Annotated in this window: 22 protein-coding genes and 1 tRNA gene; 10 read left to right on the top strand and 13 right to left on the bottom strand. The window is 68.7% G+C overall.

Going from position 1 to position 26,590, the window contains the following annotated elements; translation table 11 throughout:
• Positions 1-142: 142 nt before the first annotated feature.
• From ASE76_RS09025 to ASE76_RS09005, 5 genes are all read left to right on the top strand, one after another.
• Positions 143-2,698 carry a PAS domain S-box protein gene (locus ASE76_RS09025; RefSeq protein WP_055838009.1) on the top strand — a complete coding sequence of 852 codons (2,556 nt, stop codon included), beginning with the start codon at positions 143-145 and terminating at the stop codon, positions 2,696-2,698.
• Positions 2,695-3,321 carry a response regulator transcription factor gene (locus ASE76_RS09020; protein WP_055838006.1) on the top strand — a complete coding sequence of 209 codons (627 nt, stop codon included), beginning with the start codon at positions 2,695-2,697 and terminating at the stop codon, positions 3,319-3,321. Before ASE76_RS09025 ends, ASE76_RS09020 begins: the two co-directional genes overlap by 4 nt.
• A gap of 73 nt (positions 3,322-3,394) precedes the next feature.
• The gene (folD, locus tag ASE76_RS09015) at positions 3,395-4,249 is read left to right on the top strand and encodes a bifunctional methylenetetrahydrofolate dehydrogenase/methenyltetrahydrofolate cyclohydrolase FolD (protein WP_055838003.1); all 855 of its coding nucleotides are present in this window, start codon (positions 3,395-3,397) and stop codon (positions 4,247-4,249) included.
• A 92-nt stretch (positions 4,250-4,341) separates the two neighbouring features.
• Complete coding sequence (locus ASE76_RS09010) at positions 4,342-6,393, top strand: M3 family metallopeptidase (protein WP_055838000.1); 2,052 nt, start codon at positions 4,342-4,344, stop codon at positions 6,391-6,393.
• Between the two features lie 181 nt (positions 6,394-6,574).
• The gene (locus ASE76_RS09005; RefSeq protein WP_055837995.1) at positions 6,575-7,216 is read left to right on the top strand and encodes a glutaredoxin family protein; all 642 of its coding nucleotides are present in this window, start codon (positions 6,575-6,577) and stop codon (positions 7,214-7,216) included.
• A gap of 46 nt (positions 7,217-7,262) precedes the next feature.
• Here ASE76_RS09005 and rpiA read toward each other — a convergent pair whose 3' ends face one another.
• Complete coding sequence (gene rpiA, locus ASE76_RS09000) at positions 7,263-7,970, bottom strand: ribose-5-phosphate isomerase RpiA (protein WP_055837992.1); 708 nt, start codon at positions 7,968-7,970, stop codon at positions 7,263-7,265.
• A 35-nt stretch (positions 7,971-8,005) separates the two neighbouring features.
• Here rpiA and ASE76_RS08995 point away from each other — a divergent pair, with 35 nt between their 5' ends.
• Entirely contained in the window at positions 8,006-9,064 is a 1,059-nt protein-coding gene (locus ASE76_RS08995; RefSeq protein ID WP_055837989.1) for a quinone-dependent dihydroorotate dehydrogenase, read from the top strand.
• Between the two features lie 30 nt (positions 9,065-9,094).
• On the opposite strand, the gene ASE76_RS08990 is transcribed toward ASE76_RS08995, so the two are convergent.
• Positions 9,095-10,228: an NAD(P)/FAD-dependent oxidoreductase gene (locus ASE76_RS08990; protein WP_055837986.1), complete on the bottom strand. Its 1,134-nt coding sequence runs from the start codon at positions 10,226-10,228 to the stop codon at positions 9,095-9,097.
• A 327-nt stretch (positions 10,229-10,555) separates the two neighbouring features.
• Here ASE76_RS08990 and ASE76_RS08985 point away from each other — a divergent pair, with 327 nt between their 5' ends.
• Positions 10,556-11,059, top strand: a complete 504-nt coding sequence (locus ASE76_RS08985; protein WP_055837983.1) for a copper chaperone PCu(A)C — start codon at positions 10,556-10,558, stop codon at positions 11,057-11,059.
• A 203-nt stretch (positions 11,060-11,262) separates the two neighbouring features.
• Here the strand turns inward: ASE76_RS08985 and ASE76_RS08980 are convergent, their stop codons facing one another.
• Positions 11,263-12,501 (bottom strand): alanine--glyoxylate aminotransferase family protein, encoded by a 1,239-nt coding sequence (locus tag ASE76_RS08980; protein WP_055837980.1) that lies wholly within the window; start codon positions 12,499-12,501, stop codon positions 11,263-11,265.
• A gap of 129 nt (positions 12,502-12,630) precedes the next feature.
• On the opposite strand from ASE76_RS08980, the gene ASE76_RS08975 reads away from it, so the two are divergent.
• The 3 genes from ASE76_RS08975 to ASE76_RS20530 all read left to right on the top strand — a co-directional run bounded on the left by ASE76_RS08975 (position 12,631) and on the right by ASE76_RS20530 (position 16,799).
• On the top strand, positions 12,631-13,320 hold the full coding sequence (locus ASE76_RS08975) for a GntR family transcriptional regulator (protein ID WP_055837977.1): 690 nt from the start codon (positions 12,631-12,633) through the stop codon (positions 13,318-13,320).
• Between the two features lie 50 nt (positions 13,321-13,370).
• On the top strand, positions 13,371-16,433 hold the full coding sequence (locus ASE76_RS08970; RefSeq protein ID WP_055837975.1) for an FAD-binding and (Fe-S)-binding domain-containing protein: 3,063 nt from the start codon (positions 13,371-13,373) through the stop codon (positions 16,431-16,433).
• Between the two features lie 159 nt (positions 16,434-16,592).
• The gene (locus ASE76_RS20530) at positions 16,593-16,799 is read left to right on the top strand and encodes a hypothetical protein (protein WP_156362613.1); all 207 of its coding nucleotides are present in this window, start codon (positions 16,593-16,595) and stop codon (positions 16,797-16,799) included.
• Between the two features lie 28 nt (positions 16,800-16,827).
• Here the strand turns inward: ASE76_RS20530 and glf are convergent, their stop codons facing one another.
• The 10 genes from glf to ASE76_RS08920 form a co-directional block, all read right to left on the bottom strand.
• Positions 16,828-17,997: a UDP-galactopyranose mutase gene (glf, locus tag ASE76_RS08965; protein ID WP_055837972.1), complete on the bottom strand. Its 1,170-nt coding sequence runs from the start codon at positions 17,995-17,997 to the stop codon at positions 16,828-16,830.
• Positions 17,994-20,564, bottom strand: coding sequence for a glycosyltransferase (locus ASE76_RS20525; protein ID WP_236698392.1), 2,571 nt, complete (start codon positions 20,562-20,564; stop codon positions 17,994-17,996). The genes glf and ASE76_RS20525 overlap by 4 nt, the downstream gene beginning before the upstream one ends.
• Before the next feature lie 263 nt (positions 20,565-20,827).
• Positions 20,828-20,902: transfer RNA gene (locus ASE76_RS08955), tRNA-Val, on the bottom strand.
• Between the two features lie 26 nt (positions 20,903-20,928).
• Entirely contained in the window at positions 20,929-21,672 is a 744-nt protein-coding gene (gene dnaQ, locus ASE76_RS08950) for a DNA polymerase III subunit epsilon (protein WP_055837966.1), read from the bottom strand.
• Entirely contained in the window at positions 21,672-22,010 is a 339-nt protein-coding gene (fdx, locus tag ASE76_RS08945) for an ISC system 2Fe-2S type ferredoxin (RefSeq protein ID WP_055837963.1), read from the bottom strand. The genes dnaQ and fdx overlap by 1 nt, the downstream gene beginning before the upstream one ends.
• Positions 22,011-22,057: 47 nt before the next feature.
• Complete coding sequence (hscA, locus tag ASE76_RS08940) at positions 22,058-23,926, bottom strand: Fe-S protein assembly chaperone HscA (RefSeq protein ID WP_055837961.1); 1,869 nt, start codon at positions 23,924-23,926, stop codon at positions 22,058-22,060.
• A 60-nt stretch (positions 23,927-23,986) separates the two neighbouring features.
• Positions 23,987-24,505: a Fe-S protein assembly co-chaperone HscB gene (gene hscB / locus ASE76_RS08935; RefSeq protein ID WP_055837958.1), complete on the bottom strand. Its 519-nt coding sequence runs from the start codon at positions 24,503-24,505 to the stop codon at positions 23,987-23,989.
• A gap of 61 nt (positions 24,506-24,566) precedes the next feature.
• Complete coding sequence (gene iscA / locus ASE76_RS08930; RefSeq protein WP_055837955.1) at positions 24,567-24,890, bottom strand: iron-sulfur cluster assembly protein IscA; 324 nt, start codon at positions 24,888-24,890, stop codon at positions 24,567-24,569.
• Positions 24,891-24,893: 3 nt separating this feature from the next.
• Positions 24,894-25,298, bottom strand: a complete 405-nt coding sequence (gene iscU, locus ASE76_RS08925; RefSeq protein WP_055837952.1) for a Fe-S cluster assembly scaffold IscU — start codon at positions 25,296-25,298, stop codon at positions 24,894-24,896.
• A gap of 47 nt (positions 25,299-25,345) precedes the next feature.
• Positions 25,346-26,566 carry an IscS subfamily cysteine desulfurase gene (locus tag ASE76_RS08920; RefSeq protein WP_055837949.1) on the bottom strand — a complete coding sequence of 407 codons (1,221 nt, stop codon included), beginning with the start codon at positions 26,564-26,566 and terminating at the stop codon, positions 25,346-25,348.
• Positions 26,567-26,590: the final 24 nt, after the last annotated feature.

Genomic DNA, 26,590 nt, shown 5'->3' with positions numbered 1-26,590 from the left:
CCGTTGGGGGGGCCGGGGCTCGGTTGAGCCGGTCAAGTTTCGCATATTTCGACCGCATTTCAAATGGTGTCATGCCGTTTCATATGGCGGTAAATTGCTGCGACCGCACATGGGCTGTCGAGGGGCCGCCTACACTTGCGGCATGCCCTATCTCAGCGCTTCCCGACTGCCCGTCGGACGGGTTTCCCGCATCGTCGCCCTGTGGCGCCTCTGGTGGCGCCGCCAGTCGCCGACCCGGCAGGACCGCTTCGCGATGCTGGCGCCGATGGCGGCGGTGGTGCTGTTCCTGGCGGCGATCGTCTCGGCCTTCTGGTACCTGCGCGCCGAGGAGATCGACCGCGAGCACGAGGCGGTGCGGCGCGATGTGGAGTACACCCAGCAGCGGGTGCGGCTGCGCCTCCTGGAGCGGCAGGAGCAGCTGATGCGCATCGCGCGCGACATCTCCAACGGCGAGGTGGACCGGCAGGAGTTCACCAGCCGCGCCGAATCCCTGATCAGCCAGTTCCCCGAGATGCAGGCGCTCACCTGGATCGACGAGCGCCGCCGGGTGCAGGCGAGCCATGCGGCGCCCAGCCTGCCCGACGCGCAGTTGCGCATCGTCGGCGAGACGCTCAAGCCCGGCGGCGAGACCGAGGGCGTCTTCGGCCTGGCGCGCGACCTGCAGCAGCCGGTGTACTCGCAGCCGGCGGGCGGCGAGACGGTGTCGAGCCTGCTGCAGCTGCAGATCCCACTGACGATCCAGGGCCACTTCGCCGGGGTGGTGCTGGGCGAGTACTCGATCGACGGACTGCTGCGCTACGGCGCGCCGACCGAGGTGCTGGCGCGCTATGCGGTCTCGCTGCGCGACGGCAGCAACCGGCTGCTCGCCGGCGTGGCGCTGCAGCCGCGCGAAGGCGCCAAGCGGCTGGTGCCGTGGTCGTCGCGCTCGATCAGCTACGAGGTGCCGGTATCGCCGGTGGGCAACGGGCTGGTAATCAAGGCCGAGGCCTACCGCGCGTCGCTGGGCGTGGTGGGCAGCGGCTTCTTCTGGCTGGTGAGCACCCTGAGCGCGATGACCGCCTGGATGCTGATCGCCACCTGGCGCCACACCCGGCGCCGGGTGCAGGCGCAGGAAGCGCTGGTGGCCGAGACCAACTTCCGCCGCGCCATGGAGAACTCGATGCTGATCGGCATGCGGGCGCTCGACATGGACAGCCGCATCACCTACGTCAACGCCGCCTTCTGCCAGATGACCGGCTGGAGCGAGAGCGAGCTGGTCGGCCAGCGCCCGCCCTACTCCTACTGGCCGCCGGAGGACCACCACATCCTGGCGGCGCGGCTGCGCGACGAACTGAGCGGGCACCACATCCCCGGCGGCTTCCAGGTGCGGGTCAAGCGCAAGCGCGGCGGCATCTTCGACGCGCGGCTGTACGTTTCGCCGCTGATCGATCCGCGCGGACAGCAGACCGGCTGGATGACCTCGATGACCGACATCACCGAGCCCAACCGGATCCGCGGCCAGCTCTCGGCCTCGCACGAGCGCTTCACCGTGGTGCTGGAAGCGCTCGACGCGTCGGTGTCGGTGGCGCCGCTCGGCAGCCAGGAGCTGCTCTTCGCCAACAAGCTCTACCGCCAGTGGTTCGGCTCCGAGACCGGCGGGCACCTGCAGCTGGTGGCCCAGGCCGGCACCGTGCCGCGCAACGACCAGGAGCAGACGCTCGACGACGTCGACGGATTGGCCGGCCTGCCGACCGAGACGCTCACCGACGCGCAGGCCGAGAACGCCGAAATCTTCGTGCCCGAACTCTCCAAGTGGCTGGAGGTGCGGTCGCGCTACCTCAACTGGACCGACGGCCGCCTGGCGCAGATGGTGATCGCCACCGACATCACCCCGCGCCGCCAGGCCGAGGAGCAAGGGGCCCAGCAGGCCGAGCGGGCCCAGTCGATCAGCCGGCTGATCACCATGGGCGAGATGGCGTCGAGCGTGGCGCACGAGCTCAACCAGCCGCTGACCGCGATCAACAACTACTGCAGCGGCATGCTCTCGCGAATCCGCGAAGGCAACATCTCCGAAGAGGCGCTGCTCGGCGCGCTGGAGAAGACCTCGCGCCAGGCGCAACGCGCCGGCCAGATCATCCAGCGCATCCGCGCCTTCGTGAAGAAGAGCGAGCCCAACCGCTCGCCCTCCGATGTGCAGGAGATGGTGACCGAGGCGGTGGAGTTGGCCGAGATTGAACTGCGCCGGCGCAACGTGCGGCTGTCGCACTACGTGGCCGCGCGGCTGCCGGCGCTGATGGTCGACCCGATCCTGATCGAGCAGGTGCTGGTCAACCTGATGCGCAACGCAGCCGAGTCGATCGACTCGGCCCAGCGGCCGCCAGGCCGCCGCGCCGTGGAACTGCGGGTGGTGCCCAAGCGCATCGAGAACCAGGACACGATCGAATTCGCGGTGCTCGATTCGGGCCAGGGCCTGGCGCCCGAGGTGCTGGAGCGGCTCTACGAGGCCTTCTTCTCGACCAAGGCCGAAGGGATGGGCATCGGCCTCAACCTCTGCCGCAGCATCGTCGAATCGCACCAGGGAAGGATGCTGGCGGAGAACATCTACAATGGTTCGGACGTTACGGGTTGTCGCTTTTCTTTCTGGATTCCCCTGGCGCAACCCGCAGAAGCCGCCGCGCTTTCGACCGCAACAACACGAGACCCTGGGGCAAATGCATGAGCTTGATTCCTAAACGCGGCACGGTATATGTGGTGGACGACGACGAGGCCGTGCGCGACTCCCTCCAGTGGCTGCTGGAAGGCAAGGACTACCGGGTTCGCTGCTTCGATTCCGCCGAATCCTTTCTCTCGCGCTACGACCCCCGCGAGGTCGCCTGCCTGATCGTCGACATCCGCATGGGCGGCATGACCGGCCTCGAACTGCAGGACCGCCTGGTCGAGCGCAAATCCCCCTTGCCGATCGTCTTCATCACCGGCCACGGCGACGTCCCGATGGCGGTGGACACCATGAAGAAGGGCGCCCTCGACTTCATCCAGAAGCCGTTCAAGGAAGACGAACTGGTCGGTTTGGTGGAGCGGATGCTCGACCATGCCAAGGGCGTCTTCGCCGACTCGCAGCAGGCCGCCAGCCGCGACGCATTGCTCGGCAAGCTCACCTCGCGCGAGGCGCAGGTGCTCGAGCGCATCGTCGCCGGCCGGCTCAACAAGCAGATCGCCGACGACCTGGGCATCAGCATAAAGACGGTGGAGGCGCACCGCGCCAACATCATGGAAAAGCTCAACGCCAACACCGTCGCCGACCTGCTGAAGATCGCCCTGGGCCAGAACGCGCCCAAGACCTGATACGCCGTTTTCACCGTCCCGAGCGCCCGTCTGGCATGCCCAACGGGCGTTTTCATTTGAAGAGCCCCAGCCCATGACCGCCCAGACCATCGACGGCAACACCCTCTCCCGCCAACTCCGCGCCGACGTGGCGCGCCGCGCAGAAGCGCTGAAGGCCCGCGGCACCACGCCGGGCCTGGCGGTGGTGCTGGTCGGCGACAACCCGGCCAGCCAGGTATACGTGCGCAACAAGGTCAAGGCCTGCGAAGACAGCGGCCTGCACTCGGTGCTGGAGAAGTACGACGCGGACCTGTCCGAGGCCGACCTGCTCGCCCGGGTCGAAGCGCTGAACGCCGACCCGGCGATCCACGGCATCCTGGTGCAGCTGCCCCTGCCGAAGCACATCGACGCGCAGAAGGTGATCGAGGCAATCTCGCCCGAAAAGGACGTCGACGGCTTCCACGTCGCCAGCGCCGGCGCGCTGATGACCGGCACGCCCGGCTTCTGGCCCTGCACGCCCTACGGCTGCATGAAGATGCTCGAATCGATAGGCTACGACCTGCGCGGCAAGCATGCGGTGGTGATCGGCCGCAGCAACATCGTCGGCAAGCCGATGGCGCTGATGCTGCTGGCGCAGAACTCCACCGTCACCATTTGCCACAGCGCCACGCCCGACCTGGGCGCCTTCACCCGCCAGGCCGACGTGGTGGTGGCCGCCGTGGGCAAGCGCAATGTGCTGACCGCCGACATGGTCAAGCCCGGCGCGGTGGTGATCGACGTGGGCATGAACCGCACCGAAGAAGGCAAGCTCTGCGGCGACGTCGATTTCGCGGGCGTGTCGGAGGTCGCAGGCTGGATCACGCCGGTGCCCGGCGGTGTCGGGCCGATGACGATCACGATGCTGCTCGTCAACACGCTGGAAGCGGCGGAGCGGGCGGCCGGCGCCTAGTACACCGCATTGCCGGTCGGTATCGCGAAGATAGCCGGCCCCAATTGCTCGCCGCCCCTTGAACCTGGGCGGTGTGCCGCAAAATCCAGGGGATGAGCAATCCCCTCCTCGACTTCACCGACCTCCCCCTTTTCGACCGCATCCGTCCCGCCGACGTCGCGCCAGCGCTGGACCAGCTGCTGGCCGAGGCAGAAAAGGCGCTGGAGACGGTCACCGCGCCGGACTTCCCCGCCGAGTGGAATGCGATCGCCGCCGTGCTCGACGTGGCCACCGAGCGCCTCGGGACTGCCTGGGGTGCGGTGAGCCACCTCAACAGCGTGGCCGATACCCCCGAACTGCGCGCCGCCTACAACGCCGAGCTGCCGCGCACCACCGAGTTCTGGACCCGCCTGGGCGCCGACGAGCGCCTGTACGCCAAGTACAAGGCGATCGACACCGCCACCCTGGGCGCCGAGCAGCGGCAGGCGCACCGCAACGCGATGCGCAACTTCGTGCTGTCGGGCGCCGACCTGCAGGGCGCGGCCAAGGATCGCTTCGCCGAGATCCAGGAGCGCCAGGCGGAGGTCAGCCAGAAGTTCAGCGAGAACGCGCTCGACGCGACCGAAGCCTTCGCCTACTACGCGACCGAATCCGAGCTGGCCGGCGTGCCGCCCGACGTGGTCCAGTCGGCCCGCGCCGCGGCCGAAGCCGAGGGCCGCGAAGGCTACAAGATCACCCTGAAGATGCCGAGCTACCTGCCGGTGATGCAGTTCGCCGACGACGCCGCGTTGCGCCAGCGCGTCTACACCGCCTACTCCACCCGCGCCAGCGACCAGTCGGCCGCGGAGTTCCACAAGTTCGACAACAGCCGCCTGATCGGCGAGATCCTGGCGCTGCGCAAGGAAGAATCGGCGCTGCTCGGCTATCCGAGCTTCGCCGACGTGTCGCTGGTGCCCAAGATGGCCGATTCGCCGGCCCAGGTGGTCGCCTTCCTGCGCGACCTGGCTGCCAAGGCCCGACCCTACGCCCTGCAGGACGTGGATGACCTGCGCGCCTTCGCCGCCGAGCATCTGGGCATTGCCGATCCGCAGCCCTGGGACTGGGCCTACATCGGCGAGAAGCTCAAGGAGCAGCGCTATTCCTTCAGCGAGCAGGAGGTCAAGCAGTACCTGCCGGCGCCCAAGGTGCTGGCCGGCCTGTTCAAGATCGTCGAGACACTGTTCGACGTGTCGATCCGCCGCGACGATGCGCCGGTGTGGCACCCCTCGGTCGAGTTCTACCGGATCGAGCGTGCGGGCGTCGCCGGCGGCGCGCCGACCCTCGTCGGCCAGTTCTACCTCGACCCGTCGGCCCGCGCCGGCAAGCGCGGCGGCGCCTGGATGGACGACGTGCGCGCCCGCTGGCTGCGGCCCGACACCGGCCGGCTGCAGACGCCGGTGGCGCACCTGGTCTGCAACTTCTCAAGCGGTACCGGCGGCAAGCCGCCCCTGCTGACCCATGACGACGTGACCACCCTCTTCCACGAGTTCGGCCACGGCCTGCACCACATGCTGACCCAGGTGAACGAGCGCGACGTCTCGGGCATCAGCGGCGTGGAGTGGGACGCGGTGGAACTCCCCAGCCAGTTCATGGAGAACTTCTGCTGGGAGTGGGACGTGCTGCGCCACATGACGGCGCATGTCGACACCGGCGAACCACTGCCGCGCGCGCTGTTCGACAAGATGCTGCGCGCCAAGAACTTCCAGAGCGGACTCGCCACGCTGCGGCAGGTCGAGTTCGCGCTGTTCGATATGTTGCTGCATGCCCAGCACGACCCTTCGCAGGACGTGATGCCGCTGCTGCAGCAGGTGCGCGCCGAGGTGGCGGTGCTGCCCGCCCCGGCCTTCAGCCGCCCGGTCAACACCTTCAGCCACATCTTCGCCGGCGGCTATGCGGCGGGCTACTACAGCTACAAATGGGCCGAGGTGCTGTCTGCCGACGCATATGCCGCCTTTGAGGAAACCGCCACGCCCGACGGCCTGCCGAACCCCGAGACCGGCCGCCGCTACCGCGAGGCCATCCTGGAAGCCGGCGGCAGCCGCCCGGCGATGGAATCCTTCAAGGCTTTCCGCGGCCGCGAGCCGACGATCGACGCGCTGCTGCGCCACCAGGGCATGGCGGCCTGACGGCAAGGCGGCGGGGCCTGGTGCGCGGTTTCGGCCGCGCTACCGGGAGTTTTCTGCTCCAAGGAGAGGGCGCCCGGCATCGTGCGCTTCGACCCACCCCGGTACCCCGGACGAACGGAAGCGGCCGAACGCGCCCATCGCCTACCATGCGGTTTTTTGCATCGACTGCCCAGGAGAATCCATGTCCGCGACGCCCCGTTGCCTTGCCATCCTGCTGGTGGCCCTGGCCGCCAGCGCACAGGCGCAAACCCTCTACCGCATCGTCGGGCCCGATGGCCGGGTGACCTACTCCGACCGGCCGCAGGCGGTCGAAGGCGCCAGGTCAGCGGCACCGGTCGCGACCGAGGTCAACCCGGTGCTCACCGCCTCGGCCCTTCCGTACGAGTTGCGCGTCGTGGTGCAGAAGTACCCGCTGACGCTCTACACTGGCAGCAACTGCGAGCCCTGCACCGCCGCGCGCAGCCTGCTCCGCGCACGGGGCGTGCCGTTCGCCGAGCGCACGGTGAACACGTCGGAAGACGTCGAGGCGCTCGGCCGGCTCAGCGGCGACAACAACCTGCCCTTCGCCACCCTCGGCGCCCAGCAGATCCGGGGTTTCGCCGAAATGGATTGGACCCGCTACCTCGACGCCGCAGGCTATCCCAAGCAGTCGCAATTGCCGGCCAACTACAACCCGCCGGTGCCGACCGCGTTGGCCCCGCGCGCCGTGCCGGCCCAGGCCGAGCAGGCCGCTCCGGCTCCGCGCGCTCCGGCGCCGCCGCCGGCACCGGCGGTGGCCGCCCCGGCGCCCAGCCCGTCGAACCCCGCCGGTATCCGGTTCTGAGCGGATCCTTGGGCCCTCGCAGCCGCTGCGGACGGGCACGAAGCGCTCAGTAGGTCAGCGTCTCGACGCCGCCCGGCGTGCCCAGCAGGCACACATCGGCCTTCTGGTGCGCGAACACGCCGACCGTCACCACGCCCGGCCACTGGCTCACCCGGTCCTCGAAGGCCAGCGGCTCGGCGATCTGCAGGCCGCGCACGTCGAGGATGTGCTGGCCGTTGTCGGTCACCAGCGGCGCGCCGTCCTTCAGCCGCAGCGACGCGGTGCCCCCGAGGGCCGCGAACTGGCGCACCAGCCGCTGCGCCGCCATCGGGATGATCTCCACCGGCAGCGGAAACGCGCCCAGCAGCTGCACCTTCTTCGACGCGTCGGCGATGCAGACGAAGCGCGCCGCCAACGCGGCCACGATCTTCTCGCGGGTCAGCGCGGCGCCACCGCCCTTGACCATGAACCCGCGGCCGTCGATCTCGTCGGCGCCGTCGATGTACACCGCCAGCGATTCCACCGCCTCGGCCTCCAGCACCGGGATGCCCAGCGCCTTCAGCCGCGCAGTGCTGGCGACCGAGCTGGAGACCGCGCCGGGGATGCGGTCCTTCATCGTGGCCAGCGCGTCGATGAAATGGTTGACAGTCGATCCGGTGCCTACCCCCACCACCTGGCCGGGCACGACGTAGTCGAGCGCCGCGCGGCCGACCAGCGCCTTGAGCTGGTCCTGGGAGAGAGACGGGGTAGAGGAAGAAGAAGCGGCGGTAGTCATGGGCGAAAATCCGGGGGTTGACCCGGAATTATCCAATGCTGCTCCCCTACGCCCTCGCCCGCCCTTTCCTCTTTTGCGCGGATCCCGAATCCGTCCACGATTTCACGATGGACTGGCTCGCCCGCGGCCAGAACACCCCGCTGCATGCCCTGTGGCAGCAGCCGCGGGTGCAGGACCCGGTGCAGCTTGCCGGCCTGTCGTTTCCCAACCGTGTCGGCCTGGCCGCCGGCCTGGACAAGAACGCGCGCTGCATCGACGCGCTGGGCGCGATGGGCTTCGGCTTCGTCGAAGTGGGCACCGTCACGCCGCGCGGCCAGCCGGGCAACCCCCGGCCGCGGATGTTCCGCCTGCCCGCGGCCGACGCGCTGATCAACCGGCTCGGGTTCAACAACCTGGGCCTCGATGCCTTCCTGGCCAACGTGCAGCGCTCCCGGCTGCGCAGCCCGGCCGGCCGCGGCAGCCTGCTGCTGGGCCTGAACATCGGCAAGAACGCCGACACCCCGATCGAGCGCGCCGCAGACGACTACCTGGCGTGCCTGGACGGCGTCTACCCGCACGCCGACTACGTCGTCGTCAACATCAGCTCGCCCAACACCAAGAACCTGCGCGCACTGCAGTCGGACGATGCGCTCGACCAGCTGCTGTCCGCCGTGGTGGAGCGCGCCGCGCTGCTCGCCACCCGGCACGGCCGCAAGGTGCCGGTCTTCGTGAAGATCGCGCCCGACCTGGACGAGACCCAGGTCGAGGCGATCGCCTCGACGCTGCAGCGCCACGGCCTCGACGGCGTGGTGGCCACCAACACCACCATCGCCCGCGACGCCGTCGCCACCCTGCCGCACGGCGCCGAAGCGGGCGGCCTGAGCGGCGCCCCGGTGCGCGCGGCCAGCAACCGGGTGATCGCCCAGCTCCGCGCCCGCCTCGGCAGCGGCTTCCCCATCATCGGCGTGGGCGGCATCCTCTCGGCCCAGGACGCGGTCGACAAGATCGCCGCGGGAGCGGACGTGGTGCAGATCTACACGGGGCTGATCTACCGCGGGCCGGTGCTGGTGCGCGAAGCGGCGCAGGCGTTGGCGCGGCTGCCGCGACGCACCTGAACTGTGGCGGCCGGCCGTCCTGCCCGGCCGCTAGGCAAGAACCCGCACCACCTCGGCCCCCAGCGCCAGCGCACTCGTCAGACCGGGCGATTCGATGCCGAACAGGTGCACCAGGCCTGGCACGCCATGCTCAGCCGGGCCTTGCACGACGAAATCGGCCGCGGGTGCGCCAGGCAGGGTGATCTTGGGCCGGATGCCGGCGTAGGCCGGCTGCAGCGCGCCGTCCTGCAAAGCGGGCCAGTAGCGGCGGATCTCGGCGTAGAAGGCTTCGCTGCGGCGCGCGTCCACCGCCAGGTCGGTGGGCGAATCGACCCATTCCACGTCGGGGCCGAAGCGGGCTTGGCCGCCCAGGTCCAGCGTCAGGTGCACGCCCAGGCCGGCGGCCTCGGGCACCGGGTAGACCAGGCGGTCAAACGGGGCGCGGCCCGCCAGAGAGAAGTAGTGGCCCTTGGCGTAGTAGGCCTGCGGCGCCAAGGCGGCGTCGTAGCCACCCATCGCCTGCGCCAGGTGCGGTGCGGTCAGGCCGGTGGCGTTGACGAAGCTGCGTGCCCGCAGCGTCAGTCCGTCGTTTGCTACCAAATAGATAGCGCCATGCCGGTATGCAGCGCCGGCCAGGGGCGAATTGAGTGCCACGGTTCCGCCGGCATGCTCCAGGTCGCCCTGCAGGGCGAGCATGTAGGCGTGGCTGTCGACGATGCCGGTCGAGGGCGACAGCAGCGCGCCGGCGCATTGGAGTTGCGGTTCCAGCGCCCGGGCCGCGGCGGCATCCAGCAGCACCAGGTCGTCGACCCCGTTGCGGGCGGCCTGCTGGCGGATGGCTTCCAGCTGCGGCAGTTGGGCCGCGCTGGTGGCGACGATCAGCTTGCCGCAGCGGCGATGTCCGATGCCCCGCTCGTCGCAGTAGCGGTAGAGCTGCTGCTTGCCCTGCACACAGAGCCGCGCCTTCAGGGAGCCCTGCGGATAGTAGATGCCGGCGTGGATCACCTCGCTGTTGCGGGAGCTGGTGCCGGTGCCGATGGCGTCCGCCGCCTCCAGCACCAGCACCTCGCGGCCCTGCAGCGCCAGGGCCCGGGCCACCGCCAGGCCGACGACGCCGGCGCCGGCGACCACGCAGTCGACATCCTCGGCCGCGCCGTCGTCGAACCGGATGGCCGGGGCGCTCATGGCCGCCGCTCCACAGGCAGCGAAAGGAGGTGGCCGCAGCCGGCGGGCGCAGCACAGTGGTGCAGGAACAAGGTGGTCGATGGATGCATCGGGGAATTGTGTCGCAGCCCGGCCGGCCCGCTGCCGGGTGCCCCAGGCGGGCAGGGTCTTCCCCGGGCCGCGCCGGGGCCGGAGGGATAATCCGGACGCGGTTTCCGCCCGGCCTGGCCCGGTGCGCCGGCTCCCGGCGCCCGTCGCACGGCGACACGCCTGCGCCTCGCGCGCAGGTGCCCTCGGCCCGCTGCCGGGTAACCGGTACGGCCCCCCTCCCAGAACACAGGACTTCCCATGCGATCCTTCCCCACCACCCTCGCCCTCGCGCTTTCCCTCGTCGCCGGCACGGCCGCCGCCCAGGCGCAGATCCAGGTGACCGACCCGTGGGTACGGGCCACGGTGCCGCAGCAGAAATCGACCGGCGCCTTCATGACCATCACCTCGCCCACCGATGCCCGGCTGGTGGAGGCGCGCTCTTCCCTCACCCCCTCGGTCGAGGTGCACGAAATGGCGATGGAAAAGGACGTGATGAAGATGCGCCAGGTCGACAGCGTGGCGCTGCCCGCCGGCAAGCCGGTGGCGCTGACGCCCGGCGGCTTCCACATGATGCTGCTCGACCTCAAGCAGCAGGTGAAGGCCGGCGACACGGTGCCGCTGACCCTGGTGGTGGAAGGCGCCGACGGCAAGCGCCAGTCGGTCGAGGTGCAGGCCGCCGTTCGACCGCTGAACGCGCGTGCCGCACCGGCGGCTTCGGCCGGCCACGGCGACCATGTGCACGGTGCCGGCCACAAGCATTGACCGGGTCGACCGGTAGGGGATGCGGGGAGGCGGCGTGCGGCCCTCGGCTAACCCCGGTCCGTCACCATGCTTCCCCTAGCGGAACTCGGATGAAACAGGCCTGCAGCCGGCGCCGTACGCCGGCATCCAGCTATTGATTCGATAGCATAGAGCGTCCAGGTGCGGCCCAGGCCTTCCGACTGCGCCGGGCAGGACGGCGCGGATCAGACCGTGCGCAGCGCCTGCGCCGCAGGGTGCGCCGCGAAATGCGCCATCGCGGCCTGCACCCCGCTGCCCGCCAGGGGCACGCCGGTCAGTTGCAGCCCCATCTCGACGCCCGCCACCATCGCCACCAGCGTCAGGTCGTTGCTGTCGCCCAGGTGGCCCATGCGGAACATGCGGCCCTTGAGCTTGCCGAGGCCGGTCCCCAGCGAGAGGTCGAAGCGCTGGTGGATCAGCTTGCGCAGCGCATCGGCGTCGACGCCTTCGGGCGTGATCACGCCGGTCAGCACCGGCGAGTAGACGGCCGGGTCGGCGCACTGGATCGGCAGGCCCCAGGCGTTCACCGCGGCGCGCACGCCGGCGGCCCAGCGCTGGTGGCGGGCGAAGACGTTGTCGAGGCCCTCGCCCAGCAGCATGTCGAGTGCTTCCGACAGGCCGTAGAGCAGGTTGGTATTGGGCGTGTAGGGCCAGTAACCGTCGTTGTTCATCTCGACGATCTCGTCCCAGGCCCAGAAGGCGCGCGGCAGACGGGCGGTCTTCGACGCCTCCAGCGCCCGGGGCGACAGCGCGTTGAAGCTGATGCCCGGCGGGAGCATCAGGCCCTTCTGCGAACCGCTGACCGTCACGTCCACACCCCATTCGTCGTGCCGGAAATCGGCGCTGGCCAGGCCCGAGATCGAATCGACCATCAAGAGCGCCGGATGGCCGGCCGCGTCGATCGCCCGGCGCACCGCGGCGATGTCGGAGGTGGCGCCGGTCGAGGTTTCGTTGTGCACCACGCAGACCGCCTTGATCTTGCGCTCGGTGTCCTTGCGCAGCCGGTCTTCCAGCATGTCGGGCTGCACCCCCCGGCGCCAGCTGGCGGCCTGCGGCAGCACGTCGTCGGTGCCCGCGTAGGCCAGGAACTCGGGCTCGACGCCCAGGCGCAGCGCCATCTTGTTCCAGAGCGATGCGAAGTGCCCGGTCTCGTACATCAGCACCTTGTCGCCCGGGCTCAGGGTGTTGGCCAGCGCCGCCTCCCAGGCGCCGGTGCCCGATGCGGGGTAGATCACCACCGGGTGCTGCGTCTTGAAGATCTCGCGGATGCCGCCCAGCACCTTGCGGCCCAGCGCGCCGAACTCGGGGCCGCGGTGGTCGATGGTCGGCAGGCTCATCGCACGCAGGATGCGGTCGGGCACCGGGCTGGGGCCGGGGATCTGCAGGAAATGGCGGCCGGTGGGGTGGAAGTCGAGTGCGAGCATGGTGGCGGTTCCTTTCGAGTGCGGCAATTTTGCATTCAAAAAACAAAAGCGCATGCTGGTTTACCACGATGCGCCAGCCTATCGCCTCGTAAAAAATGCATTCAAATTGATTGCGAGGCTTTCCAGACCATGGCCGACATCATCGAGATTCCCCGCCAGTCGCTGCACGACCAGGTCGCGGCGCGGGTCCGCAGCATGCTGGTGGAAGGCCAGATCGCGCCCGGGGCCAAGCTCAACGAGCGGGAGCTGTGCGCCCGGTTCTGCGTCTCCCGCACGCCGCTGCGGGAGGCCATCAAGCTGCTCGCGGCCGAAGGGCTGGTCGACCTGGTGCCCAACCGGGGCGCGGTGGCGGCGCGGCTCACCGAAGCGGACGTGGTCAGCACCTTCGAGGTGCTGGCGACGCTCGAAGGCCTCTCGGGCGAGCTGGCGGCGCAGCGCATCACCGATGCCGAGGTCGCCGAGATCCGCGCCCTGCACTACGAGATGCTGGCCTGCTTCGCCCGGCGCCAGTTGCCGGGCTACTACCAGCTCAATGCCCGCATCCACACCGCCATCAACGCGGCGGCGCGCAACCCGGTGCTGGGCGTCACCTACCGCAGCGTGAACGCACGCGCCCATCCGATGCGCTTCCACACCAATCACAACGAGGCCAAGTGGCAGCGCGCCGTGGCCGAGCACGGCCAGATGGTCGAGGCCCTGGCCGCCCGCGACGCCGCCGGCATGCGCACCCTGATGGTGGCGCACCTGCACTCCAAGCGCGACACGGTGCTCGACCTGATGCGGCAGGGCCGCTTCCAGGCGCCGGCCCAAGAAGGCTGACGACGCACCGCCCGGACCGCCTCGCAACCCCACGACGAAGAGAACACCCCATGCAGATCGACGCCCCCCACCGCCTGCGCCCCGCCGGTACCGTGCTGCCCGATACCGACACGCTCGACGCGCTGGCCCGCCGGCTGCGGTCGGAGACCGAGGGCGAGGTGCTGTTCGACATCGGCGCGCGTGGCCGCTACGCCACCGACGCGTCGATCTACCAGATCATGCCGGCGGGCGTCTTCGTGCCGACGTCTGAGCGGGACATCGCCACCGCGATCGGCATCGCCCGCAGCCTGCAGGTGCCGGTGCTGGCCCGCGGCGGCGGTACCAGCCAGTGCGGCCAGACCACCGGCGCGGCGCTGGTGATCGACAACAGCAAGCACTTCCGCAGCGTGCTGGCGGTCGATGCGCAGGCCGGCACCGCGACCGTGGAGCCCGGCCTGGTGCTGGACCACCTGAATGCGCAACTCAAGCCGCACGGCCTGTGGTTTCCGGTGGACGTGTCCACCAGCGCGCAGGCCACGCTGGGCGGCATGGCGGGCAACAACTCCTGCGGGTCGCGCTCTATCGCCTACGGCAACATGGTGCACAACGTGCTGGGCGCGAGCGCCTGGCTGTCGGACGGGCAGGCGCTGGATTTCGGGCCGGTGTCCGGGCTGCACGGCCGTGCGGCCGAGATCGCCGGCTTCGTGCGCGGGCTGGCCGAGCAGCACCGCCCGGAGATCGAGGCCCACTGGCCCAAGGTGCTGCGCCGGGTGGCCGGCTACAACCTCGACATCTTCCACAACCAGAACGAGAAGCCCTACACGGCCGACGGCAGCGTCAATCTGGCGCATCTGCTGGTCGGCTCCGAAGGCACGCTGGCCTATACCCGCAGCCTGACGCTGCGGCTGTCGGAACTTCCGCGCGCCAAGGTGCTGGGCGTCGTCAACTTCCCCACCTTCCACGCCGGGATGGACGCGGCGCAGCACATCGTCAAGCTCGGCCCCAGCGCGGTGGAGCTGGTCGACCGCACGATGATCGAGCTGAGCCTGGCCAACCCGGCGTTCCGCCCGACGATCGAGACGGCGCTGATCGGCCGGCCCGCCGCCATCCTGCTGGTCGAGTTCGCCGGGGCCGACAAGGCCGCGCTGCGGGCGCAGTTGCGCCAGCTGGTCGAGTTGATGGGCGACCTGGGCCTGCCCGGCAGCGTGGTCGAGATGGCCGACGACGCGCCGCAGAAGAACCTGTGGGAGGTGCGCAAGGCGGGCCTCAACATCATGATGAGCCTGAAGGGCGACGGCAAGCCGGTGAGCTTCATCGAGGACTGCGCGGTGCCGCTGGAGCACCTGGCCGAGTACACCGACGCGCTCACCGAAGTCTTCGCCCGCCACGGCAGCCGTGGCACCTGGTACGCCCACGCCTCGGTCGGCACCCTGCATGTGCGGCCGATCCTCGACATGCGCCAGGACGGCGCCGCCAAGATGCGCGCCATCGCCGAAGAGGCCTCGGCCCTGGTGCGCCGGTACAAGGGTGCCTACAGCGGCGAGCACGGCGACGGCCTGTGCCGCGGCGAGTGGATCGAATGGCAGTTCGGCCCCAAACTCAACGACGCCTTCCGCGCGATCAAGCAGCACCTCGATCCGATCGGTCTCTTCAACCCCGGCAAGATCATCGATCCGCCCCGGATGGACGACGGCGCGCTGTTCCGCTTCGCGCCGGCCACCGCATCCGCGCCCTACCGCCGCATCCCGCTCACGCCGGTGCTCGACTGGTCGGCCTGGAACGTCGACGCCGACCCGGTGACCGAAGCGACGACCGCCCCCGGCACCGGCGGCGACGTGACCGGCGGCTTCGCCAAGGCGGTGGAGATGTGCAACAACAACGGCCACTGCCGCAAGTTCGACGCCGGCACCATGTGCCCCAGCTACCGCGTCACCCGCGACGAGCAGCACCTGACCCGTGGCCGGGCCAACACGCTGCGGCTGGCGGTATCCGGCCAGCTGGGCCCCGACGCCTTCACCGGCGAGGCGATGCACGAGACGATGGACCTGTGCGTCGGCTGCAAGGGCTGCAAGCGCGACTGCCCCACCGGCGTCGACATGGCGCGGATGAAGATCGAGTTCCTGGCCCACTACAAGGCACGGCACGGCCACACGCTGAAAGACCGGATCGTCGCCCACCTGCCCCGCTACGCCCGCGCGGCCAGCCGCCTGCCGTGGCTGCTGAACCTGCGCAACACCCTGCCCGGCGCCGCCTGGCTGGGCGAGCGCCTGCTGGGCTTCTCGGCCCGGCGCTCGCTGCCCACCTGGCGGCGGGACACCTTCTGGCGCGGCGGCGATGCCGCAGGCGCCCGCGGTGCGCTGTTCTCCGACCGCGAGAGCACGCTTGCCGCCGCGCGGGCCGGCCAGAAGACGGCGGTGCTGTTCGTCGACACCTTCAACGGCAGCTTCGAATCCGAAAACGCCTGGGCCGCGGCCCGGGTGCTGGCCGCCGCCGGCTACCGGCTGCACACCATCGAGAAGGACGGCGGCCACCACTGCTGCGGCCGCACCTACCTGGCGACCGGCATGGTCGCGCAGGCCAAGGCCACCGCCGGCGCCCTCGTCGATGCCCTGCTGCCGCTGGCGCAGGCCGGCGTGCCGATCGTGGGCCTGGAGCCGTCGTGCCTGCTGACCCTGCGCGACGAGGCGCTGGTGATGGGCCTGGGCGAGAAGGCGGTCACCGTCGCCGGGCAGGCGCTGCTGTTCGAGGAGTTCGTCGCCCGCGAGGCGAAGGCCGGCCGCTTCGCCGTGGGCCTGCGCGCCGCGGGCAAGCCGATCCTGCTGCACGGCCACTGCCACCAGAAAGCCTTCGGCGCGGTGGCGCCGATCCTCGACGTGCTGCGGCTCATCCCGGGCGCCCAGCCCGAGTTGATCGAGAGCAGCTGCTGCGGAATGGCCGGCAGTTTCGGCTACGAGGCCAAGCACCTGGAAGTGTCGATGCAGATGGCCGAAGCGAGCCTGCTGCCGAAGATACGCCAGCACCCGGACGCGATCGTGGTGGCGGACGGCACCAGCTGCCGCCACCAGATCGCCGATGGTGCCGGCCGGGATGCGTGGCACGTGGCGCGGTTGCTGGATTCCCTCCTGGTGGCTTGACGTCAGGACCGCGGACGCCAGGGTCTTGGCCTACCCCGAATACAGGCCCTCGGCCTACAGCCGGTGCGGGGGCGATACGGCCACTGTGAACTGGGAGCCGGTTCGGCGCGCACGCTTCGCGAGCCGCGATACATCCGGTCCCGTTCCATGGAGAAAACAATGACCCAACAAACCCCATCCTCTTCGCCTTTCCCCACCTCCGCGCAGATGGAGCAGATGAAAAAAGACGGCGTCGCGCCCACGCAAGCGGCGACGGAACACCACAAGGTGCAGGAGACATCGATCGACAATGGTGTCGAGGAATCCTTTCCGGCGAGCGACCCGGTGTCGGTCTCCATCACCAAGGTGGTGAAACCATTGGAGTGAGGTCCGGGCACAGGCCCGGCCCGACCGCTCAACCAAGCGGATCGACCACGAAGGACGGCATCGGCGTGCCGTCGGCACGGTGGGCGACGAAACGCTCGGCCACATCGAGTGCCTCGGCGATCGTCACGTGCATGTCGATGTAGCGGTAGGTCCCCAGGCGGCCGACGAAGGTCACCTTCGATTCTTCTCGCGCCCGGGCCACGTACCGGCTCAGCAGCGCCTTCTCCTCGGTCAGGCGAATAGGGTAGTACGGCGTGTCCTGCTCGTCGCACAGGCGGCTGTACTCCTTGAACACCACCGTCTTCTCATGGGTCTCCCAGGGTGCGAAGTGCTTGTGCTCGGAGATGCGGGTCCACGGCACCGAACGGTCGCCGTAGTTGATCACCGCATTGCCCTGGTAGTCACCCTCATGGTCCTCGCGCACGAAATCCAGTGTGCGGTAGCCGAGGCGGCCGTCGCCGTAGCCGAACCAGGCGTCGATCGGGCCGCTGCAGAACACATGGTCGTAGTCGTCGATCGCCGCGCGGTCGAGCCGGGTGCCGAGGAACACCGATACGCCCTCGTGGTCCAGCAGCTTCTCGACGATGGCGGTGTAGCCGTCGCGCGGAATGCCCTGGAAGTGGCTGGCGTAGTAGTTGTCGTCGTAGTTGAAGCGCACCGGAAGTCGCTTCAGGATGCTGGCCGGCAGCTCGGTCGGCGATACGCCCCATTGCTTGGTGGTGTAACCCTCGAAGAAGGCTTCGTACAGGTCGCGGCCCATGAGACGCAGCGCCTGTTCCTCGAAATTGGCAGGCGGCGCATCGCCGCCCTCCCCGATCTCGGCAAAGAACGCCTCGGCTTCGCGCGGCGAAAAGGTGCGGCCGAAGAACTGGTTGATGGTCAGCAGGTTGAGCGGGAGCGAGAAGACCCGGCCGCCGGTGATCGTCTTGACCCGGTTCACGAACGGCACGAACTCGCCGAAGCGGCGTATGTAGTCCCACACACGCTGGTTGCTGGTGTGGAAGATATGCGGACCGTAGGTGTGCAGCATCACGCCGGTCTTGTCGTCGCGCGCCGTGTGGCAGTTGCCGGCCACGTGCGGCCGGGTGTCGAACACGTCCACCCGGTAGCCTGCCTCGGACAGCTGGCGCGCCAGCACCGCACCCGAGAACCCTGCGCCTGCGACGGCGATGCGTTTTTGGCCGGCCTCGCCCCTCATGCCACGGCCGCCGGTGCGGTGCCGACGGCACGCGATGGCGAGGGCGCCATATCGTCCTCGACCTGGATGATCCGCTCGTCGAAGCGCTCCAGCAGGGTCTGCATCGCGCCCGCGGTGCGGTCCCACGAGGTGGCGGACACGGCTTCGGCCGCATCGCGCGCGAAGCGCGCAGCGTCTTGCGGAGACCAGGCCAGGATGGCTTCGCACGCGGAGACGAATGCGGCGGCGTCCGCGGCGATCGGCACCACCCGGGCGTACTGCAGCACCACGTCGCGGATGGCGGTGCTGACCACCGGCTTGCCGGCTGCCAGATATTCCAGCGTCTTGGTCGGGCTGATGAAACGGGTCGATGCATTGAGGGCGAACGGCATCAGGCAGATGTCCCATCCGGCCAGGAACGAGGGCAGCTCGTCGTAGCGACGCTGTCCCATCCAGTGCAGGTTGGCGCGGCGTGGCAGGCTCTCCTGCGCGATCTTCACTACCGGACCGACCATGACGATCTGCCAATCGGCATGCGCATCGGCCAGTGCGGCCACCAGGTCGAGGTCGAGGCGCTCGTCGATCACGCCGTAGTAGCCCAGGCGCGGCCGCGGCAGTGCGGATTGGTCGGCATGGTCCGCCAGGCCGGTCTGCCCGAAATGCGCATGGTCGACGCTGCTCGGGAAGCAGTGCACGTCCTCATGGCGGCTGCGCTTCGATTCGTACAGGCTGCGCCCGCCGGTGAAGACCAGATCGACCGTGTCGAACAGCGCGTTCTCGCGCGCGATGAGCTCGGGCGGTGCGAAGTCGAACGCGGCCAGTTCGTCCATGCAGTCGTAGACCATGCCGCGCGGCTCCAGCCGTTCGGCCAGCGGCAGTGCCATCGGCGTGTAGAGCCAGACCACGTATTCCTCGATCGCCTGCTGGGTCATCCATGCCTGCAGCATGTCGCGCATCGCGGCCATGTGCGCATCGTGGAAGCCCGCGCCGTGGGTCGGCAGGTGCATCCGCAGCACCGTCACCCCGCTGCACGGCTGGTAGGTCTCGAGCCGGGTTTCGGCAGCGCCCGGGATCGGCTCTTCGACGAACACGACCGGACGCGTAGCCGCCAGACGGGACAGCAGATGCTGCGGACGCTGGTAGACGAAATCCCAACGAAGGTGGGAGAAAACGATGAGATGGGTCATGGTTGTCGTTGTTTTTGAGAAGGGATGGGAAAAGGAAACCTGGTCGACGATGCGTTGCCAGTGCCGCAATCGCTCCGCATACGGCACGCACAGATGCCGTGTGAAGTCGCCCTGATCGGCGTTCGGCACGTCCCAGAGGCCGCTGTGGTGCCAGTGGTCGGCGGTCTGCCAGTCGGGGCGGTCGATGACCGGGTAGAGACACAGACCCGCGATCGGCACATCGCGCGCACGGCATGCCAGGACCTCGGTCGCGATGTGGTCGAGCCACGCATCCCGGCCCTCGCCGACGTGGCCGGTCTCCGCGATGCACATCGGCCGCCGGAACCGTTTCCACAGGCCTTCGGCCAAATCGGCGAACGGTCTGCGGCGGGTGTCGTTGAGGTGCCAATGCAGGCGGCTGTGGGATCCGTCTTCCCACTGGTTGTTGTGGTAATAGTTGATGCCCAGGATATCCAGGTAATGCGCGGCACCGCCGAGCTCCGGCACCTGCCGCCCGGCCAGCATGTCCCAGGCCTGGAACTGGTGTTCGTGCGCGGCTGCAGCCGCTGCGCAGGCAGAGGGGCCGGCACCGCGGGGCGGCTCGATGTGCACCAGCGGATCGGTGTGCACGAAACGCGCCGCCGGCTGCACCGCACGGATCTCGTCCATCGCGCGCAGGGCCGCACGCACCAGCACGCACTTGAGGCGAAAACCGTTCTCGGGCTCTGACGGCAGATGCGGATGGATGAGGCCGGTACTGCTGGCGGCCCAGGCGAGAAACGAGATCTCGTTGACCGGCTGCCACACCGGCGCGATACCGCCCGCGGCGCCGATCACCTGCGCAACGCGGCGGCAGTGCACGCCGAACGCATCGACGAAAGCATCAGGATCCAGGAAGGGGTCGAGCCCGGTCGGCCACCCGTAGTGCATCAGCGACCAGATCACCTGCACACCGTGCGCAGCGGCGATCCGCGCATGCTCGCCGATGCGGACCCAGGCCGCATCGCCCCGCTCCGTCGTCAAACGCCAACCGATGCTTTCGCGGACAGTGCGCATGTCGAACCGTCCGAGCGCCCGGTAGTCCTCCGATAGCCGATCCGCATGCCCGTTGCGGGCGTTGATGTCGAGCGGGATACCGAAACCGTTGACGTGGTCCGCGCCTTCGAATCCCCCCATCCAGAAACTTCGGAACAGTGCTGGCGCCTGTGGATCGGTGGCAGACGAAAGTTTGTGCACGTAGCCAGTCTGGTCCTCGCGCCGATCGGCGCGGGACATTTGTGGCCTATATGGGCGTAGGCCAAGCGCCCGTGCAGGGTGGGCACCCTGGTCCGGTGGGAGAGAAAGTCGGGAACCGCACTGCGCTGTCGAAACCAGCCGTGCACGGATGCATGAATCGAAGCTGCGGAATGCGCCTTGCCACAAGCTTGCGGGGCGCGTCGTCTGCACAAAGCGGGACTAACCGGCCGATGCTCTTTCGCTGGAGCGCACTTGCCTTCTTTCCCCGCCCTCGGGCATCACGCGCCATGGCGCTTAAAAGCGTTCAGCCATCACGAATGCGAGGCATGCGGGCGATCGGAAAAACCGCTTCGGTTCGCACTGGCTCGGCCATGAAAAAAGCGGCACAACCAAAAGGCTTGCCGCTTTTTTTGCCGGTGAACTTGCCACTTGCGGCAAGTCATGAAATCTGGTGGGTGATGCAGGGTTTGAACCTGCGACCCCTGCCGTGTGAAGGCAGTGCTCTACCGCTGAGCTAATCACCCTAACGCTGTATTACGTCAGCCCACTATTATGGCACAGAAATTTCGGTCGTCTGGCCCAGGCGTGTCCAGATCGTCTTTCCGCCGCTCGGCTTGTCGAGTTGCTTCAACACGGCCGCATGCGCCTCCAGCTCCTGCTCGCCCGCCAGGATGACCGGCAGGGTGAAAGCCCGCAGGTCCACCAGCACGACCTCGCTCTGCCCTTCCTCCGGCGCCGCATCGTCGATCAGCAGCGCGTCCTGGCCGCGGGTCAGGTTGATGTAGACGTCGGCCAGCAGTTCGGCATCCAGCAGCGCGCCGTGCAGCGTGCGGCTGGCGTTGTCGACGCCGAGGCGGTCGCACAGGGCGTCGAGCGAGTTGCGCTTGCCCGGGAACATCTCCTTGGCCATCACCAGGGTGTCGGTCACGCTGCCGACGCCCTGCTTGAACGGCGGACGGCCGACCAGTTCCAGCTCCTTGTTCAGGAAGCCGACGTCGAACGCGGCGTTGTGGATGATGATCTCCGCACCCGCCAGGTAGGCCATCAGCTCGTCGACCACCGCCTCGAACTTCGGCTTGTCGCGGAGGAACTCGTTGCTGATGCCGTGCACCCGCAGCGCGTCCTCATGGCTGTCGCGGCCCGGGTTCAGGTAGAAATGCTTGTTCTGCCCGGTGAGCTTGCGGCCCACCAGTTCCACGCAGCCGATCTCGATGATGCGGTCGCCCCCCTCGGCCGACAGGCCGGTGGTTTCCGTGTCGAGCACGATCTGGCGGACGTTCGTCGCGGTCGCCATCAGTGGTTTTCCTTGGCGTGGTTGAGGGAGTACTTCGGAATCTCGATGACCAGGTCCTGCTGCGCCAGGATCGCCTGGCACGACAGGCGCGATTGCGGCTCGAGGCCCCAGGCGCGGTCGAGCAGGTCTTCCTCCGCCTCGTCGGGCTCGCCGAGCGACTGCAGGCCGGTGCGCACCACCACGTGGCAGGTGGTGCAGGCGCAGCTCATGTCGCAGGCGTGCTCGATGTTGATCTTGTTGTCGAGCAGCGCTTCGCAGACCGAAGTGCCGGCGGGCGCGGTGATCTCGGCGCCTTGCGGACAGTATTCGGGATGGGGAAGGATCTTGATGACCGGCATGGGGCTTGGAATTTTTCTGGAGGTTGTCGAAGACGGGTGGGCAGCGATCAGAGCGCGTCGACCTTGCGGCCGGCCAGCGCGCGGCGGATGCCGCGGTTCATCCGCTCGGCGGCGAAGGCTTCTGTCGCCTTGGCGAGCGCCTGCGTCGCGGCGGCGATGGCCGCCGCATCGCCCGAGTCGCGCGCCGCGGTCTCCAGCGCGGCGCTCAGCGCGTCGATCCGGCCACGTTCGGCGGCGTCCAGCAGGTCGCCGTCGGCGGCCAGCGCGGTGCGGGTGGCCAGCAGCATGCGGTCGGCATCGACCCGTGCCTCGGCCAGCGCGCGGGCGGCCATGTCCTCGCGGGCCGTGCTGAAGCTCTCCTGCAGCATGCGGGCGATCTCGTTGTCGGAGAGGCCGTACGACGGCTTCACGTCGATCCGCGCCTCGACGCCGCTGCCCTGCTCGCGCGCCGACACGCTCAGCAGGCCGTCGGCATCGACGGTGAACGACACCCGGATGCGGGCCGCGCCGGCGGCCATCGGCGGAATGCCGCGCAGCTCGAAGCGCGCCAGGCTGCGGCAATCGGCGACCAGGTCGCGCTCGCCCTGCACCACGTGCAGCGCCAGGGCGGTCTGGCCGTCCTGGTAGGTGGTGAAGTCCTGCGCCTTGGCGGTCGGAATCGTCTCGTTGCGGGAGATGATGCGCTCGACCAGTCCGCCCATGGTTTCGATGCCGAGCGACAGGGGCACCACGTCGAGAAGCAACAGGTCTTCGGCGCCCGCGTGGCCGGCGAGCTGGTTGGCCTGGATGGCGGCGCCGACGGCGACCACTTGGTCCGGGTCCAGGTCGATCAGCGGCTCGCGGCCGAAGTACGCGGCCACCGCGGCGCGTATCTGCGGCATGCGGGTGGAGCCGCCGACCATCACCACGCCCTGCACCTCGTCGGGCTGCAACTCGGCGTCGCGCAGGGTGCGGCGCACCGCGGACATGGTGCGGGCGGTGAGGGCCTGCGTCGCCTGGTCGAATTCGGCGCGTGTGATGTCGAAAGTGCCGCTAGCCGTTGCTAGTTGCAGGCTTCCAGCTATCGATTCCGTAGCAGACAACTGCTCCTTGCAGCTACGGGCGGCCTGGCGCAACGCAGCCCGGTCGGCCGGCGAACCGGCGACCAGGCCGCTCTTGGCGAGCAGCAGGTCGGCCAGCAGCGCGTCGTAGTCGTCGCCGCCCAGGGCCGAATCGCCTCCGGTCGCGATCACCTCGAATACGCCCGCGGTCAGCCGCAGCACCGAGATGTCGAAGGTGCCGCCGCCCAGGTCGTAGATCGCGTAGACGCCCTCGCTGCCGTTGTCGAGGCCGTAGGCGATCGCCGCGGCGGTGGGCTCGTTGATCAGCCGCAGCAGCTCGAGGCCGGCGAGACGCGCCGCATCCTTGGTGGCCTGGCGCTGCGCATCGTCGAAGTACGCCGGCACGGTGATGACCGCGCCGTAGATGTCGTCGTCGAACGTGTCCTCGGCGCGCTGGCGCAGCGTTGCGAGGATCTCGGCGCTGATCTCGACCGGCGACTTCACGCCCGCCACCGTCCGCACGCCGACCATGCCGCCCTCGCCTTCCGGCGCCACCAGCTGGTAGGGAAGCCTGTCGGGCTGCGCGATGTCGGCGAGGCCGCGGCCCATCAGCCGCTTGACCGAGACGATGGTGTTCTCCGGGTCCTGCGTCTGGCTGTCGCGCGCGGCCTGACCGATCTGCCGGCCCTGGGCCGAGAGGTAGCGCACGACCGACGGCAGCAGCCGGTTGCCGTCCGCATCGGGCAGGCATTCGGCCACGCCGCTGCGGACCGCGGCGACGAGCGAATGCGTGGTGCCGAGGTCGATGCCCACGGCGATGCGCCGCTGGTGCGGATCGGGGGCCTGGTGCGGTTCGGAAATCTGGAGTAGCGCCATGGGGAGAGAAATATCCTGGAGAGGGCCGCCGCGCGGGCGGCTGCGAGGTGCGGCAGCCGGCTATTGTCCCAGTTGCTCCCGCCGGGCATCGACATCGTCGGCAAAGCGCGCAATGAACATGAGGGCTCTGACCTCCTTCGCGGCCGCCGCGTGGTCGTGCGACTCGTCGATCAGTGCGGCGCAGCGCGCCAGTGTCTCGGTGCGGGCAGCGGTCATCTCGGCCGACAGCGCTTCGATGGCGGCGGCATCTGCCGCCTCGTCGAGGGCTTCGCGCCACTCCATCTGCTGCATCAGGAAGGCGCCGGGCATCGCAGTGTTGTTCTCGGCCTCGATCGGCGCGCCGTTCAGCTCGCAGAGATAGGCCGCACGTTTCAACGGGCTCTTCAGCCGCCGGTAGGCCTCGTTGATCCGCACCGACCACTGCATCGCCGCGCGCCGCGCCGCGTCGCTGTCGGCGGCGAAGCGGTCGGGATGGGCGCTGCGTTGCAGCTCCTTCCAGCGGGCGTCGAGCACCGCCGCGTCCTGGCGGAAGGTGGGCGGTACGCCGAAGAGTTCGAAGTCGGTGGATTGCAGGTTCATGGCATAAAAAAACCGCCGGCACCGAGGTGGAGGCGGTCCTGGGCGGGCGGGCCGAAGAATGTCAGATGCGGAAGCTTTCGCCGCAGCCGCAACGGTCGCGCTCGTTCGGGTTGTTGAACTTGAAGCCCTCGTTGAGGCCTTCGCGCACGAAGTCGAGCTGAGTGCCGTCGATGTAGGCCAGGCTCTTCGGGTCGATCATGACCTTCACGCCGTGGTCTTCGAACAGCACGTCACCTTCCACCGGGTCGTCCACGTACTCGAGCTTGTAGGCCAGGCCCGAGCAGCCGGTGGTCTTGACGCCCAGGCGCACGCCCACACCCTTGCCACGCTTGGCCAGGTACCGATTCACATGCCGCGCGGCGGCTTCGGTCAGGGTGACGGACATGGCTCAGGCCACCGCGGCGGCGACCGCCACGTGCTTCTTGCGGTAGTCGTCGACCGCCGCCTTGATCGCGTCTTCGGCCAGGATCGAGCAGTGCACCTTCACCGGCGGCAGGGCCAACTCTTCGGCGATGACGCTGTTCTTGAGCGCAGCCGCCTCGTCGAGTGTCTTGCCCTTGACCCATTCGGTGACCAGCGACGACGACGCGATGGCAGAGCCGCAGCCGTAGGTCTTGAAGCGTGCGTCTTCGATCACGCCGGTGTCGGGGTTGACCTTGATCTGCAGCTTCATCACGTCGCCGCAGGCGGGCGCGCCCACCATGCCGGTGCCCACGCTGTCGTCGCCCTTCTCGAAGGAGCCGACGTTGCGGGGGTTTTCATAGTGGTCGATCACTTTTTCGGAGTAAGCCATGATGGATACCTTTTTCTATTCGTGGTGTGTGAGGCCCGGGGCGCGTGTCAGTGCGCGGCCCACTGGATGGTGCTGATGTCGATGCCGTCCTGGTACATCTCCCAGAGCGGGCTCAGTTCGCGCAGCTTGGCGACGTTCTGGCGGATGGTGGCGATCGCGTAGTCGATCTCTTCCTCGGTCGTGTAGCGGCCGATGGTCATGCGCAGGCTGCTGTGGGCCAGCTCGTCGCTGCGGCCCAGGGCGCGCAGCACGTAGCTGGGCTCCAGGCTGGCCGAGGTGCAAGCCGAACCCGAGGACACCGCCAGGCCCTTGATGCCCATGATCAGCGATTCGCCTTCGACGAAATTGAAGCTGATGTTGAGGTTCTGCGGCACCCGGCGCTCCATGCTGCCGTTGATGAACACCTGCTCGATGTCCTTCAAACCGTCCAGCAGACGCTGCTGCAGGGCCTTGGCCTTGGCGTTGACCTCGGCCATCTCCAGCTTGATGAGGCGGAAGGCCTCGCCCATGCCGACGATCTGGTGGGTCGGCAGCGTGCCCGAGCGCATGCCGCGCTCGTGGCCACCGCCATGGATCTGCGCCTCGAGGCGCACCCGCGGCTTGCGGCGCACGAACAGCGCACCGACGCCCTTCGGGCCGTAGGTCTTGTGCGCGGTCATGCTCATCAGGTCGATCGGCAGCGTCTTCATGTCGATCTCGACACGGCCGGTGGCCTGCGCCGCATCGACGTGGAACAGGATGCCCTTCTCGCGGCACATCGCACCGATCGCCGGGATGTCCTGGATGACGCCGATCTCGTTGTTCACGAAGAGCACGCTGATCAGGATGGTGTCGGGGCGAATCGCCGCCTTCAGTTTCTCGAGATCGACCAGCCCGTCTTCCTCGACGTCGAGGTAGGTCACATCGAAGCCCTGGCGCTCCAACTCGCGCATCGTGTCGAGCACGGCCTTGTGCTCGGTCTTGAGCGTGATCAGGTGCTTGCCCTTGGTCTTGTAGAACTGGGCGGCACCCTTGAGCGCGAGGTTGATCGACTCGGTCGCGCCACTGGTCCACACGATTTCGCGCGGGTCGGCGCCGATCAGGTCGGCGACATGGCCGCGCGATTTCTCGACGATCTCTTCGGCTTCCCAGCCCCAGGCGTGGCTGCGCGAAGCCGGATTGCCGAAGTGTTCGCGCAACCAGGGGATCATGGCGTCGACGACGCGCGGGTCTACCGGCGTAGTGGCGCCGTAGTCAAGGTAAATGGGGAAATGCGGGGTCATGTCCATGGCTGGCTCGATCGATTGCTGGCT

This window comes from Xylophilus sp. Leaf220 (assembly GCF_001421705.1).
Taxonomy (GTDB): Bacteria; Pseudomonadota; Gammaproteobacteria; order Burkholderiales; family Burkholderiaceae_C; genus Xylophilus.
Note: the sequence above shows the minus strand (reverse complement) of the source record. Positions and strands in the feature narration are given on the sequence as shown.

Bases quoted from the DNA above. Each gene is read 5' to 3' on its own strand.
- ASE76_RS09025 (WP_055838009.1), top strand. From the start codon at position 143: ATGCCCTATCTCAGCGCTTCCCGACTGCCCGTCGGACGGGTTTCCCGC.
- ASE76_RS09020 (WP_055838006.1), top strand. From the start codon at position 2,695: ATGAGCTTGATTCCTAAACGCGGCACGGTATATGTGGTGGACGACGAC.
- folD (WP_055838003.1), top strand. From the start codon at position 3,395: ATGACCGCCCAGACCATCGACGGCAACACCCTCTCCCGCCAACTCCGC.
- ASE76_RS09010 (WP_055838000.1), top strand. From the start codon at position 4,342: ATGAGCAATCCCCTCCTCGACTTCACCGACCTCCCCCTTTTCGACCGC.
- ASE76_RS09005 (WP_055837995.1), top strand. From the start codon at position 6,575: ATGTCCGCGACGCCCCGTTGCCTTGCCATCCTGCTGGTGGCCCTGGCC.
- rpiA (WP_055837992.1), bottom strand. From the start codon at position 7,970: ATGACTACCGCCGCTTCTTCTTCCTCTACCCCGTCTCTCTCCCAGGAC.
- ASE76_RS08995 (WP_055837989.1), top strand. From the start codon at position 8,006: ATGCTGCTCCCCTACGCCCTCGCCCGCCCTTTCCTCTTTTGCGCGGAT.
- ASE76_RS08990 (WP_055837986.1), bottom strand. From the start codon at position 10,228: ATGAGCGCCCCGGCCATCCGGTTCGACGACGGCGCGGCCGAGGATGTC.
- ASE76_RS08985 (WP_055837983.1), top strand. From the start codon at position 10,556: ATGCGATCCTTCCCCACCACCCTCGCCCTCGCGCTTTCCCTCGTCGCC.
- ASE76_RS08980 (WP_055837980.1), bottom strand. From the start codon at position 12,501: ATGCTCGCACTCGACTTCCACCCCACCGGCCGCCATTTCCTGCAGATC.
- ASE76_RS08975 (WP_055837977.1), top strand. From the start codon at position 12,631: ATGGCCGACATCATCGAGATTCCCCGCCAGTCGCTGCACGACCAGGTC.
- ASE76_RS08970 (WP_055837975.1), top strand. From the start codon at position 13,371: ATGCAGATCGACGCCCCCCACCGCCTGCGCCCCGCCGGTACCGTGCTG.
- ASE76_RS20530 (WP_156362613.1), top strand. From the start codon at position 16,593: ATGACCCAACAAACCCCATCCTCTTCGCCTTTCCCCACCTCCGCGCAG.
- glf (WP_055837972.1), bottom strand. From the start codon at position 17,997: ATGAGGGGCGAGGCCGGCCAAAAACGCATCGCCGTCGCAGGCGCAGGG.
- dnaQ (WP_055837966.1), bottom strand. From the start codon at position 21,672: ATGGCGACCGCGACGAACGTCCGCCAGATCGTGCTCGACACGGAAACC.
- fdx (WP_055837963.1), bottom strand. From the start codon at position 22,010: ATGCCGGTCATCAAGATCCTTCCCCATCCCGAATACTGTCCGCAAGGC.
- hscA (WP_055837961.1), bottom strand. From the start codon at position 23,926: ATGGCGCTACTCCAGATTTCCGAACCGCACCAGGCCCCCGATCCGCAC.
- hscB (WP_055837958.1), bottom strand. From the start codon at position 24,505: ATGAACCTGCAATCCACCGACTTCGAACTCTTCGGCGTACCGCCCACC.
- iscA (WP_055837955.1), bottom strand. From the start codon at position 24,890: ATGTCCGTCACCCTGACCGAAGCCGCCGCGCGGCATGTGAATCGGTAC.
- iscU (WP_055837952.1), bottom strand. From the start codon at position 25,298: ATGGCTTACTCCGAAAAAGTGATCGACCACTATGAAAACCCCCGCAAC.
- ASE76_RS08920 (WP_055837949.1), bottom strand. From the start codon at position 26,566: ATGGACATGACCCCGCATTTCCCCATTTACCTTGACTACGGCGCCACT.